This window comes from Kitasatospora sp. NPDC089509 (assembly GCF_044749365.1).
Taxonomy (GTDB): domain Bacteria; phylum Actinomycetota; class Actinomycetes; order Streptomycetales; family Streptomycetaceae; genus Kitasatospora.
On the sequence record NZ_JBIVHS010000014.1, the window covers coordinates 56,323 to 67,076 of the forward strand.

At 73.4% G+C, this 10,754-nt stretch carries 13 protein-coding genes and 1 pseudogene; 5 read left to right on the forward strand and 9 right to left on the reverse strand.

From position 1 onward, the window contains the following. Positions 1–40: 40 nt before the first annotated feature. From ACIP4P_RS26540 to ACIP4P_RS26550, 3 genes are all read right to left on the reverse strand, one after another. Entirely contained in the window at positions 41–1,339 is a 1,299-nt protein-coding gene (locus ACIP4P_RS26540) for an MAB_1171c family putative transporter (RefSeq protein ID WP_400922470.1), read from the reverse strand. Continuing rightward, complete coding sequence (locus ACIP4P_RS26545; RefSeq protein ID WP_400922472.1) at positions 1,336–1,932, reverse strand: ParH-like protein; 597 nt, start codon at positions 1,930–1,932, stop codon at positions 1,336–1,338. Before ACIP4P_RS26545 ends, ACIP4P_RS26540 begins: the two co-directional genes overlap by 4 nt. A 207-nt stretch (positions 1,933–2,139) precedes the next feature. Continuing rightward, on the reverse strand, positions 2,140–2,685 hold the full coding sequence (locus ACIP4P_RS26550; protein WP_400922474.1) for an XRE family transcriptional regulator: 546 nt from the start codon (positions 2,683–2,685) through the stop codon (positions 2,140–2,142). A 484-nt stretch (positions 2,686–3,169) separates the two neighbouring features. Between ACIP4P_RS26550 and ACIP4P_RS26555 the strand changes: the two genes are divergently transcribed. Continuing rightward, on the forward strand, positions 3,170–3,946 hold the full coding sequence (locus tag ACIP4P_RS26555) for a hypothetical protein (protein WP_400922476.1): 777 nt from the start codon (positions 3,170–3,172) through the stop codon (positions 3,944–3,946). A 63-nt stretch (positions 3,947–4,009) separates the two neighbouring features. Continuing rightward, positions 4,010–5,038 (forward strand): aldo/keto reductase, encoded by a 1,029-nt coding sequence (locus ACIP4P_RS26560; RefSeq protein ID WP_400922478.1) that lies wholly within the window; start codon positions 4,010–4,012, stop codon positions 5,036–5,038. A gap of 388 nt (positions 5,039–5,426) precedes the next feature. Here the strand turns inward: ACIP4P_RS26560 and ACIP4P_RS26565 are convergent, their stop codons facing one another. The 6 genes and pseudogenes from ACIP4P_RS26565 to ACIP4P_RS26590 form a co-directional block, all read right to left on the reverse strand. Next, complete coding sequence (locus ACIP4P_RS26565; RefSeq protein ID WP_400922479.1) at positions 5,427–6,083, reverse strand: SDR family NAD(P)-dependent oxidoreductase; 657 nt, start codon at positions 6,081–6,083, stop codon at positions 5,427–5,429. A 169-nt stretch (positions 6,084–6,252) separates the two neighbouring features. Further along, positions 6,253–6,738: pseudogene (locus tag ACIP4P_RS26570) on the reverse strand (XRE family transcriptional regulator); the annotation flags it as partial. A 168-nt stretch (positions 6,739–6,906) separates the two neighbouring features. Next, positions 6,907–7,107, reverse strand: a complete 201-nt coding sequence (locus ACIP4P_RS26575; RefSeq protein ID WP_400922481.1) for a DUF397 domain-containing protein — start codon at positions 7,105–7,107, stop codon at positions 6,907–6,909. A 52-nt stretch (positions 7,108–7,159) separates the two neighbouring features. Continuing rightward, complete coding sequence (locus ACIP4P_RS26580) at positions 7,160–7,756, reverse strand: DUF5919 domain-containing protein (protein WP_400922483.1); 597 nt, start codon at positions 7,754–7,756, stop codon at positions 7,160–7,162. A gap of 85 nt (positions 7,757–7,841) precedes the next feature. Then, positions 7,842–8,042, reverse strand: coding sequence for a DUF397 domain-containing protein (locus ACIP4P_RS26585; protein WP_400922485.1), 201 nt, complete (start codon positions 8,040–8,042; stop codon positions 7,842–7,844). A gap of 4 nt (positions 8,043–8,046) precedes the next feature. Beyond that, the gene (locus ACIP4P_RS26590) at positions 8,047–8,871 is read right to left on the reverse strand and encodes a Scr1 family TA system antitoxin-like transcriptional regulator (protein ID WP_400922487.1); all 825 of its coding nucleotides are present in this window, start codon (positions 8,869–8,871) and stop codon (positions 8,047–8,049) included. Positions 8,872–9,125: 254 nt separating this feature from the next. Between ACIP4P_RS26590 and ACIP4P_RS26595 the strand changes: the two genes are divergently transcribed. The 3 genes from ACIP4P_RS26595 (at position 9,126) to ACIP4P_RS26605 (ending at position 10,742) form a co-directional block, all read left to right on the forward strand. Beyond that, positions 9,126–9,371, forward strand: a complete 246-nt coding sequence (locus tag ACIP4P_RS26595) for a hypothetical protein (protein WP_400922489.1) — start codon at positions 9,126–9,128, stop codon at positions 9,369–9,371. A 74-nt stretch (positions 9,372–9,445) separates the two neighbouring features. Continuing rightward, entirely contained in the window at positions 9,446–9,913 is a 468-nt protein-coding gene (locus tag ACIP4P_RS26600) for an NUDIX domain-containing protein (protein ID WP_350517841.1), read from the forward strand. 37 nt (positions 9,914–9,950) lie between these two features. Beyond that, positions 9,951–10,742, forward strand: a complete 792-nt coding sequence (locus ACIP4P_RS26605) for a DUF4253 domain-containing protein (RefSeq protein WP_400922491.1) — start codon at positions 9,951–9,953, stop codon at positions 10,740–10,742. Positions 10,743–10,754 lie beyond the last annotated feature (12 nt).

Sequence of the window (10,754 nt, forward strand, 5' to 3'; positions counted from 1 at the left end):
CCTGCCTGCGGTGGAACCGCCGTCGGGTCGGCGGCCCGGCTCAGCTGAGTGCCCCCTGAGCCACCTGGGCGCGGGCCCGTTCGGCGCGGGCGCGGGTGCGGACCTCGGCGACGGCCGGGCAGGTGGCGTAGACGAGGGCCAGTTGGGCGAGGTGGTCGGCCTCGCCGTCCATGGTGTCCGTCGTGGTCGTGGTCGTGCCCGTGGGGGGCGCGGGGGCCTCGGCGGAGGTGGCGTCCGGCTCGGGGTGGGCGCCGGCCGCGGCCAGTTCCAGGGCGGCGGCCAGGGCGGCCGCCTCGGCGGTGGCGGCGGCGTGGGCGGAGGGCGGCGGGAAGCGGCGGGTGGCGCCGTCGAGCCACTGCGCGGTGCGCGGGTCGAGGTGCTGGCGCAGGATCAGCCGGGCGTCGTGGATCTCGATGATCCGCCGGTAGAGCGCGAACCGCGGGTCGCGCGGGGGCAGCGGCAGGCGGCGGGCCGGGTCGAGGGCGATCTCCGGCAGCACGGTGTGCAGGTCGCGCCAGAGCGGGGTGAGCGCCCGGTAGCGGCGGTGGGCGCGCAGCCAGCCGCGGACCGCCCCGGTCGCCGCGGGCCACAGGGTGCTGCCCAGACCCGCCGCGATCAGCGCCGCGCACAGCCCGCCCAGGACGGCGCACAGCAGGTCCTCGGGGCCGTCCTGGCTGCCGGTGACGGCCGCGCGCAGCACGTCGTCCACGCTCCAGGCGTTCCACAGCAGCCCGGCCACCAGTCCGCCGGTCAGCAGCCGCAGCCCGGTGCCCAGCCGCCCGGGGCCGGCCGCGCGGGCGCGCCGCACCAGTTCGCGCAGCAGCGCGGTGAGGCACACGGTGATGTGGAGCATCCCCACGGCGGTGTACCCGGCGAGCGCCAGGCGTGCGGACAGCGTGGGCCCGACGACCAGGTCCCCGCCGGTCAGGCCCGGCGCGGCGGCGGTGATCAGCGCCAGCCGCAGGCCCAGCACCCCGGCCAGCAGGGCCAGTCCGCCGCGCACCTCGCGCCGCAGGAACTCCGAGAGGGTGGGCCCGGCCCGTCCGGCCTGCCCGGCGTCGGCCTCGCGCAGGGCCGGGGCCAGCAGCCGCATCGCCGCGGCCGCGCCGTCGCGCAGCCCGTCGCCGAGCACGATCACCAGCACCGCCAGCACCGGCATCCCGGTGTCCTGCACCGCCCCCACGGTCGGCGGGGCGAGCACCAGCAGGGCGGCGCCCAGCAGGGCCGTGCCGTAGCAGGTGAAGCGGGCGGCGGCGCGGGAGTCGATCCGGCTGCGGGCGAAGTGGAAGGCGCTCAGGACGAAGAACAACCCGACGGGGTAGAGGGCGAGTTCGCTCACGGCCGGCCGTCCTTCCGTGCGTCGTCCCGCTGTTCGTCCTCTCCGGCTCCTGTTCCGGTTCCGGCTCCGGTTCCGGCTCCGGTTCCGGTTCCGGCTCCGGACTCGGATGCGGACCCGGGCGAGGTCCCCGCCCCCAGCAGGAACCCCAGTGCGTCCAGCGACCCGCGGGAGGGCGCCGGACCCGGCAGGCCGGCCGCGTCCTCCCGCTCCGCCCGGCTCAGGATCAGCGAGGCCAGCAGCTCCGCCTCCCGCTCCTGCGGCTCGTCGTAGCTGGTGCGCCCGAGCACCCGCTGCACCAGAGCGGGGGAGAGGTTGGGCAGCAGCGCGGCGGCCGGGGCCAGCGGCGCGGAGCCGGCGTGGTCGAGCAGCAGGTGCGCGATCTCGTGCACCAGGATGTGCCGCTGGTGCAGCACGCCGGTGTCCGCCGCGTACAGGATGTAGTCCGCCGCCACGGTGGAGACCAGCAGCCCGCAGGGGGCGTGCGGACGGGCCGGCACCGGCAGCAGCTCGATCGGCCGTCCGCGCCGCGCCGCCAGCTGCTCCAGCAGCACCACCGGGTCGAACGGGCTCGGCAGTTCCAGCTGTTCGGCCATCCGGCGACAGCGCCGCAGCGTGGACCGGTAGTCCCGGCCACCCCTCAAGTCACCCCACAAGCCGATGCTCCTATCCCCGCTGCACCCCAACGGTTCCACCGCCGACGCATCCGCACGTGCGTCCGGCGGTCCTGTGCCCCGCGCGTCCCGCCCGCCCGTCGGCGGTCACCGGGGCCCGAAGGTCCGGCTGTCCGGCCGGCCCGGCGCTCAGGGCGAGGGGCGTTTGCGCGCCGAGTCCCGGCGGGCGATCACGTCGACCAGCTCGCTGACGGTGTCCAGGCCCTCCGGCGACAGGCCCACCGCCCGCAGCGCCAGGCTGCGCACGCCCGCGTCGCGCAGCGCGCCGAGCAGGGCCAGCTCCTTGGCGATCTCGGCGCCCTGCCGCTCGTCGAAGAAGTACGCGGGCGGGACCTGGAAGAACTGGGCCAGCGCCTCCAGGTGGCGCTTGGTCGGATTGTCCCGGCGCCCGGTGCGCAGCTGCCACAGGTAGGTGGTGGAGAAGGACTCCCCGGTCGCCTCACGGCAGGCCCGGGCCACCTCCTCGTTGGTGTACTGCTCGCGGTCGGGACGGCGGACGGTGTGGAACAGCGCCTCGATCCGGGACGCCAGCCCGCTCGCCTCGGCGCCCCCGCCGTCGGGCTGCCCGTCCGGGTGCTCCTGGCCGTCCGGGTACTCCTGGCCGTCCTCGGGCCCGCCCGGCTCGCCACCCGGCTCGCCGCCCGGACGTCCGTTCAGCTCCGGTGAAGTGCCCACCGGTTCCATCTGAACGTCGTCCCCCGTCGACTCCGTCATTCCCCACCTTCCTCACACCCGGGCCCTCCGCGCCGCGACCTCGACGGACGGGGCAGGGCCGGCCAGGTCACGATAGCCGAACGGCATCAGCTGGCGTGGATCCGAAGATACCCGTAATCAACGCCAGTTGACCCGCGTAGCGTCGGCTGACATCCTGGACCGGCAGGCCCGCAAGCGCCGCCGAGCCGATCTGACGCGCCCTCACACCACATCGCCCCGGCAGCGCCCGACGTTTCCGCCGGACCGTCCGAACGACCTCGGCGCCCCGGCCGGCAGGGCCGACTCCCGTGAGACCGAACGGCGTCGACACACCGCACCGGACCCTGGCACCCGCAGCACACCCACGACACCCGGCCGCACCGTGTCGCACCGCCGTACCGCCACCCGGCGGGGACGGCCCGACCGGCCGGCACCCCCGACGGCACGACGCGAGAAGGGGGCACCCGTGGACACCACACCGCCACGGCACACCGCACCGCCACGGCACACCGTGCAGCTCGGACACACCGCGCAACTCGGGCCCACCGCACAGCCGGAACACCCCACCGGGCCGCAGACCGTACGACTGGCCTTCCTGTGGCGCGCCGCCGGAGCACCCGTCGGCTGCGTCCTCGCCCTCGCCATGGGCATCGTGCTCGCCCAGACCGGCGTCGCCGGCCGCCTCGGCGCCGTCCCCGCCCTGCTGCTGTCCGGCACCGCCGTCCTCGGCATCGCCCTGCCCGTCCCGTACGGCTTCTGGCTGCGCGCCGACACCGACGGCCTCACCCTGGTGCGGGCCTTCCTCCCGCGCCGCTACCGCTGGCAGGACATCGTCGCCCTCACCATGGAGGCCGACGAGGACCCCGACTCCGGCGCCGCCCGGCTGGTCCTCCTGCTGCGCCTGGTCCCCGCCCGGACCGTCCGGACCGCCCGCACGGCCCGGACGGTCCGGACGGCCCGCTCCGAAACCGCGGAGCGCGCGGACCGCGTCCACGGACCGGTCCTCGGCATCCTCGGCACCACCCCCGACGGACTGCCGCGCGGCACCGAACCCCGGCACCTGGCCGAGCTGTTCGACCTGCTGCGCCGCCACGGCATCCCGCTGGAGGACCCGCGCTACGCCGACCTCGTCCTGACCGCGCACGGCTACCCGGCCCTCGCCCCCGCCTCCGCTCCCGTCTCCGCCCCTGCCTCCTCTCCGGCCCCGGTGCGGCCCGGAGCCACCCGGCCGACCTCCGTCTGACCGGGAGAGCGGACGCTAAAGTCCCAGGTGAGCACCCCCGCACCTGCCCGAGGAGACCCCGCCGTGCCGATCGAACCCGCCACCCCGGCCCCCGAGTCCGCGTCCGCGTCCACGTCCGCCGGCGCCGCCCGCCCGCACGCCGCGCGCCTCGGCCTCGGTACCGCGGCGGTCGGCCGGCCCGGCTACATCAATCTCGGCCGCGCGGGCGACCTGCCCGCCGAACGCACCGTCGAGGCGCTGCGCGAGCGCACCCACACCCTGCTCGACGCCGCTTTCGCGGCCGGCGTGCGCTACTTCGACACCGCCCGCTCCTACGGCCGCGCCGAGGAGTTCCTCGCCCAGTGGCTGGCCGAACACCCCGAGGCGGCCGCCGAGGTGACGGTCGGCAGCAAGTGGGGCTACACCTACACCGCCGACTGGCGCACCAGCGGCGTCACCGCGCACGAGGTCAAGGAGCACTCCACGGCGGTGTACGACCGCCAGCTCCGCGAGACCCGCGCCCTGCTCGGCCCCCGCCTGGACGTCTACCTGGTCCACTCCGTCACCCCCGACAGCCCCGCCCTCACCGACCCCGCCCTGCACCGGCGCCTGGCCGCGCTCGCCGCCGAGGGCGTCCGGGTGGGCCTGTCCACCAGCGGACCCGCCCAGGGCGACACCATCCGCCGGGCCCTGGCCGTCACCGTCGACGGCCGCCCGCTGTTCACCGCCGTCCAGGCCACCTGGAACCTGCTGGAGACCTCCGCCGCCCCCGCCCTGGCCGAGGCCCACCGGGCCGGCTGGCTGGTCGTGGTCAAGGAGGGCATGGCCAACGGCCGCCTGGCCGGCCGCAACGCCACCGGCCCCGACACCACCGCCCTGCGCACCCTCGCCACCCGCACCGCCACCACCCCCGACGCCCTCGCCCTGGCCGCGGCCGCCGCCCAGCCCTGGGCCGACATCGTCCTCTCCGGCGCCGCCACCCTCGACCAGCTCACCTCCAACCTGGCCGCCGAGCACATCCCCCTCACCCCGGACGACCTCGCCACCCTGGCCCCCATGGCCGAACCCGCCGAGGCCTACTGGAAGACCCGCACCGCCCTGCCCTGGGCCTGACCGGCGCTCACCTCGCCCCGGCCGGCGGTCGGCTGCCTCCGCTGCTGTCGTACTGCGGTTCGTCGAAGCGGACCCAGGAGGCCGGCTCGTCGCCCTCGGCCGCTTGGACCCTGTATTGGCCCGTCCCAGGCCGGGTCACGGACCACCGTGACCCGGCTGTTGGGCACCAAGCGCGCCCGTCGGCCAGAGCTGGTCCAAGGGGCGGCCCAGGACCCGTTCGACGGCTTCCCGGTCCCGGGCCCGGGCCGGATCGGAATCGGAAGACGACTCAACGACCATGGGCCAGCTTCCACGGGCCGACTCCGTGAAGCCACTGGGGTGAGGCCCAGACCCATACCTGCGCAGGAAGTCGGCGGGTCCGACTTCCTGCGCAGGTGCGCGGGACGGCTCAGCCGCGGTGCACGACCTCGTGCTCCCAGGCCTCCCGCGGCTGGGTGTGCAGCCGCCAGTAGTGCTCGGCGATGACGTCGGGGTCGAAGGCCGTGCCCGGTGCGACCGGCCCGTCCACCGTCACGCTCGCCGCGTGGACGCCCGAGGGGCCGTACGTCTGGTCCAGCAGCGTCACGAGCGCGCGCACGCCGGCCTTGCCGAGGGAGAGGCTGACGTACGCCGGCTTGGGTTCGGGCATGCCGCCCGTGATCAGGACCGTGCCCCGGCCGCGCTCGGCCATCCCCGGGGCGACGTGCGCGGCGGCCGTCAGCGCACCCACCACGTTGACCGCCCAGGCGTCCAGGTGCTCGCGCGCGGACAGCTCTCCGACGGTGTCCGGCCGGATCAGCGCCGCGTTGTAGACCAGGACGTCCGGCGGCCCCAACTCCTGCGCCAGACCGTCGAGGGCGGCGCGCAGGGCGACCTCGTCGGTGCTGTCCGCCGTACGGGCCGCGACCGCGCCCCCGCCGCCGGCACGCAGGACGGCCTCGGCGGCGGCCCCGGCCGTCGCGTCGGTGCGGGCGACGACCCCGACCGGCAGCCCCTCCCGGGCGAAACGGCGACCCACCGCCTGCCCGATCCCCGGCCCGGCCCCGATGACCACTGCTCCCGCCATGACGCTCCTCCTCGACCCCGCCGCGCCGTCCTTCGACACGACCACTTCCGGACGAACGAACAGCCGTGCACCACAAGCGCATTCCCCTGCCCCACCGGACGCGTCCGGTGGGGCAGGGGCGGCGGAGTGGGAAGTCGGCGGGTCCGACTTCCTGTGCGGGGGCGACCGGCTACGCAGAGGGCGGCGTGCTGTACCGGGCCAGGGTCTCGTCGGTCGTGGACCTGTCGAGGAGCCGGAGGTCCCAAGGGCCGGTGTTCACGTCGAACTCCTTGCCGAAGCCGACCCACTGGCCGGCCATGCGTCGGCAGGTCGGATCGACCAGCAGCTGAAGGGCGCCGTGGTAGCGGGCGCCCTGGTAGTAGCCGTCCTGTGCGGTCTGTTCGACCCAGGTGCCGGTGACGATGCTCCGGTCGACGGTCAGGTCGAAGGAGAGCGGGGACTCGGGGTTGGACGACGCGTCGGGCAGGGAGCGGCCCGTGATGCGGTTGCCGTGCTGGGTGAGGACGACGTGGTGCAGCCCGGTGAAGGTGCTGTCGCGGCCGCTGCTGAAGAACTCGTAGCGGCTCAGCCACACCCCGGAGTGGTCCTCGCCCGTCGGGGCGGGATCCACCTGCACCGGTACACCCGGCTTGCCGTTGGCCATGTCGTGCCCTCCTGGGGGAGTGGGAAGTCGGCGGGGTCGACTTCCTATGCGTGGGCTGGGGTGGGGTGGATGTCGCCGCCCCGGGACCAGAGTTCCTCGATGTGCTCGGCGAAGCGGAAGACGGACACGTGGAGCGGGCGCCGCTGCCCCGGGCCGGGGCAGCGGCGCCGTTAACTGCGGTCAGTGGGTGTCGAATTCGCCCGTGCGGATGGCGGTGATGAACGCCTGCCAGGCAGGCGATGAGAAGGTGAGGCGGGGACCGTCTGGATCCTTGCTGTCCCGGACGCGACCCGGACGGGCATCGTCCACCTCGACGCACATGCCGCCGTCGTTGTTGCTATGACTGCTCTTGCGCCAGATGACGGGTGTTTCGTTGTTCATGGGAGTCCCTCCTGATCGGGCAGGGGAGTAGGAAGTCGGCGCGGCTGACTTCCTATGCGCGGGCCGGGGAGGAGTGGATGTCGCTGCCCCGGGACCAGAGTTCCTCGATGTGCTCGGCGAAGCGGTCGAACATTCCGCCCTCCCCGCTGCGCCGCAGGTGCATCAGCGGGGAGTCGTGGCCGACCGAGCGGGCCAGGTGCGGGGTGACCAGGGCGTGTTCGTCGAAGCGGAAGACGGACAGGCCGACGTGGTTCGGGCCGTCCTCGGGGGCACTGAACCGGGCTTGGACGCCGTCCGTGCCGGAGAGCTCGGCCAGGTTCTCCAGCGTGACCCTGATCCGGGTGGACACGGTGAGGGCCACGTCCTCGATCTGCTCACGCTGACGCGTCGTGTCGGATGCCGGGTCACCGAGGAGGAAGCGAACCCGGCAGCCGCTAGCGGCCTTGCGCCGCAGGGTCTGCACGAGCGCGGGCTGCTCCAGCCAGACGAAGTAGTTGGTGTACCCGGCGAGGAAGACCTCGGACCGCGCCTCGGCGATCAGCTGCGCCCACACCGACCGGGGGCAGGCCGAACGGTACGGGTAGATGGCGAACACCTCCCGGTCGTGCCCGGTTTTGACGTTCGACTGGAGGAGGGAGGGCAGGAGCACGGTTCACCAACCCTGGTCTCGGTGTTGGAGGAGCTGGAGATGGCGCTGCCGCCCCGGCTCGGGGCGGCAGCGCCGTCAACTGCGGTCAGCGGGCGTCGAATTCACCGGTGCGGACGGCGGCGACGAAGGACTGCCAAGCCATGGCCGAGAACCTGAGGCGGGGACCGTCGGGGTCTTTGCTGTCTCGCACGCAGCCGGGGTGCGCATCGTCCACTTCGACACAGGCGCCACCGTCGTTGTTGCTATGACTGCTCTTTCGCCAGCTCTCGTGCTGGTTCACATGCACGGCCCTACTCCTTCGAGATGCGCCTGATCATCGCCCGGGAGTCTCTGGGCGACCGGGCCATGGCCCTGAGTAGATCGTATGACTTCCGGCGGGCCGCTACGCCCTCGGCATCTTCGATGAGTTCACCACTGCGAGCGCCTTCTTCCCAAGCCACCAACGGACGTCCGGGCATCGAATAGAGAAAGAGCGACCCACCCATCTCGGCATGAACTCCTGCGGAGAATGGAAGGACCTGCACGGTGATGTGCGATCTCCGGTCCGACGTGATGGCTTCGAGTTGACGCATCATCACTGTCGCGTTCCCGACCGGCCTTCGGAGAGTCGACTCGTCAAGAATGAACCAGCAATGTGGAGGGGCTGACGAGTCCAGCCGCTTCTGGCGCTCGAGACGCGTTGACACCAGCACTTCGAGCTCTTGCGGGGTGGCGTGTGGATGACCGGCGAGTAGGGAGAGGCGTGCAACCTCGGGGGTCTGGAGGAGCCCCGGAATGGTGGCCGCCGAGAACTCCTCAATGATCTCAGCCTTGGCCTCGATCTCGGACCATTTCCGATACTTGCCCGGGAACTTCTCCTTCTTGGCGAGTAGGTAGATGCGGCCGAAGCGCCCGTCGGTGCCGAACGCGGCATCGAGCTTGGGTGGGAGTTCCGGCGGCGGCATTGACTCGGCCCGCTCGATCCTGGCCAGGTGTCCCTTCGAGAAACAGCCGAGGATCTCGGTCAGTTGATCAAGCGACATGGAGCCGGCGAGCTCCCGGTGATTGCGCATCTCCCAGCCGAACAGGTCGCGGGCCGAACGCCCGGGGTCCAGCTTGTTGGGCTTGAAGACCATGGAGCCCCTCCGGTGTGTCCAACTGCGATGTGGCACACGTCCACGCTGGTCAGCCTAGCTGCGGTGAGCGACGCTTGAGACACGGAAAGTGAAGTCGGTCGTCAATCGACTCGCGTGACTGCGGATTCGAGTGGAAGGCGGTCAGACATGACCGTGAAGTTGCTGCAGCCTGCCGAGCTGCATGGCTACGGCGTCCTCTGGGACACCGGCGCCCGGTGCTGCCGGGTCGCCAACGAGATGACCGGGGAGCGGTGATGGGCGGCACCCTCTCCCGCATCACCGCCGAGCAGCGCCGGCAGGCCGCCGCCGTCCTGGACGACCTCACCACCGTCCTCGCCCTGGGCCGTGTCCAGCTCCCCACCCTCGAAGTGGACTGGGACACCGGCCGCCAGTCCTGCGAGTACCTCCTCCACCTCACCGCCCGCCCCCTGGACCTGCTGCGCATCGTGGACCTGCTGCGCAAGGGCCTGCGCTACGAGCGCCTCACCTATGACGACTGAACTCCTCGCCCGCATCCTCTGGTGGGCCTGCTTCGCCCTCGTCCTGCTGTACGCCCTCAGAAAGTGAACCCCCCGTGCACGACCCCCGACTGCTCGCCAAGCCCCCCATCTGCCGCCTCGGCTGCCTCGTCCTCCTGCGCAACCAGCGCGGCGACGTCCTCCTCGTGGACCCCGACTACCTGGACGGCATGATCCTGCCCGGCGGCCCCGGCAAGGCCAACGAGCCCCCGCACCGCGCCGCCGCCCGCCACCTGCACGCCCAGACCGGCATCATCGCCCGCCTCACCCACGTCACGGCCCTGGACTACAACCCCGCCGACCGCAACCTGGAACGCCTGGCCCTGGTCTTCGACGGCGGCACCGTACGCGACGAACACCCCGTCACCGTCCCGCCCCAGCACCGCAGCCGCCTGCACGGCGCCCGCTTCGTGCCCGTACGCGAACTCCCGCGCCACATGGCCCCCTCCCAGGCAGCCCGCGTCACCGAAGCACTCGCCGGCCGCACCCTGCCCATCCTCCAACACGGCCAACGCCCCGACTGACAGGCAGGTGTCAGTGCCCGCTCCTACGGTGGGCGGCATGACCTGGCCTTTCGACGTCGCCCCGCCCGTTCCGTTGCCGCCCGGCCGTCCCGTCCTCGCCGACGAGGGGCCGTTGCTGTGGATCAGTGACGGGCCCGCGCCCGCCGGGCTGTGGGAGCAACTGCACCGCGCGCACCCGCAGAGCGGGCTGTGGCCGCTGCTGTTGAGCCCGCTGGGCGACGCGGACCCGGCCTTCCGGCCGTGGCTGTCCGGGGAGTTGTACCCCGCGCAGGCCTCCGACTTCGAGTGGTACGACCCGGCCGCCCTGCTGCGCACCTGGTGGGAGACGGGTGGCGAGGAGGACGACGGGTACGGCTGCGACGACGAGGAGTTGGCCGAGGCCCTCGCCCCGCACGGCCTCCAGTGGCCCGGCACCGCCGCGGCCCTCACCCTCCCCGACGGCGCCGCCGACACCGAGGCGCGCGGACTGGCCGGGGCGCTGCGCTCCGTCAAGGACGTGCGGCTGGGCCTGGTACCGGCCCGCAGCGGGGCCGAGGCGCTGGCCGTCTGCGGCTGGAGCGGCCCGGCCAACCATGTGGGCGACACCGCCAAGATCTCCGCCGTCCTCGCCGACTGGGAGCGCCGCTTCGGCGCCCAGGTCGTCGAAGTCGGCTTCGACACCCTCCAGTTGAGCGTCCCCGTGCCGCCCGCCACCCTCGCCGAGGCCCTGCCCCTGGCCGCCGAGCACATCGCCCTGTGCCCCGACCAGATCCAGCACGGCGCCCCCACCCTCACCGCCTACGCCGAACTGCTGGTCGACTCCCACCAGTGGCACTTCTGGTGGGACTGATGGCGGCGGGAC

Coding starts and splice junctions, on each gene's coding strand:
- ACIP4P_RS26545 (WP_400922472.1), bottom strand. CDS start 1,932: ATGGCCGAACAGCTGGAACTGCCGAGCCCGTTCGACCCGGTGGTGCTG.
- ACIP4P_RS26565 (WP_400922479.1), bottom strand. CDS start 6,083: ATGGCGGGAGCAGTGGTCATCGGGGCCGGGCCGGGGATCGGGCAGGCG.
- ACIP4P_RS26575 (WP_400922481.1), bottom strand. CDS start 7,107: ATGAACAACGAAACACCCGTCATCTGGCGCAAGAGCAGTCATAGCAAC.
- ACIP4P_RS26590 (WP_400922487.1), bottom strand. CDS start 8,871: ATGGTCTTCAAGCCCAACAAGCTGGACCCCGGGCGTTCGGCCCGCGAC.
- ACIP4P_RS26595 (WP_400922489.1), top strand. CDS start 9,126: ATGGGCGGCACCCTCTCCCGCATCACCGCCGAGCAGCGCCGGCAGGCC.
- ACIP4P_RS26605 (WP_400922491.1), top strand. CDS start 9,951: ATGACCTGGCCTTTCGACGTCGCCCCGCCCGTTCCGTTGCCGCCCGGC.